Source organism: Methylobacterium sp. E-041 (assembly GCF_022829665.1).
In the GTDB taxonomy this organism is placed as follows: domain Bacteria; phylum Pseudomonadota; class Alphaproteobacteria; order Rhizobiales; family Beijerinckiaceae; genus Methylobacterium.
This window is the reverse complement of sequence record NZ_JAKSYQ010000282.1, coordinates 1-324: the sequence shown is the minus strand read 5'-3', so window position 1 is coordinate 324 and position 324 is coordinate 1. Positions and strand designations below refer to the sequence as shown.

1 protein-coding gene is annotated in these 324 nt (G+C 60.8%); it reads left to right on the top strand.

Annotated features, from left to right (window positions below):
- Nucleotides 1–173 precede the first annotated feature (173 nt).
- The gene (locus tag MKK70_RS31165; protein ID WP_409568323.1) at nt 174–224 is read left to right on the top strand and encodes a PsiF family protein; all 51 of its coding nucleotides are present in this window, start codon (nt 174–176) and stop codon (nt 222–224) included.
- Nucleotides 225–324 lie beyond the last annotated feature (100 nt).

The following is a 324-nucleotide window of genomic DNA, read 5'->3' as shown; positions in this document are numbered from 1 at the left end:
AACTATCTCAATGCCGGCACGCGGCCTATCGGCTTTCTTACCAACGTGGGCTCAGACGGAACCCCGCTCTATGTCGGCACGCAAGGAGGCTGCAACGCGGGCGTTGTTTCCACCAACCCTGCCCATCTCAATTGCCGCAGTGCTCCACTCGGCTTCGCAGCACGCTAGGGTGTGTGAAGGGCGCCGAGCGCAAGCGCTTCATGAGCACCTGTCTCAAGGACTGAAACGCGCAACCATGGGAAGGTCTACCCGATGCATCAGGACACGCTCGACGCCCACCAGCGGCCCGTAACTTCGCAGAGAACGTTTAGGCGTCGTTGCAGG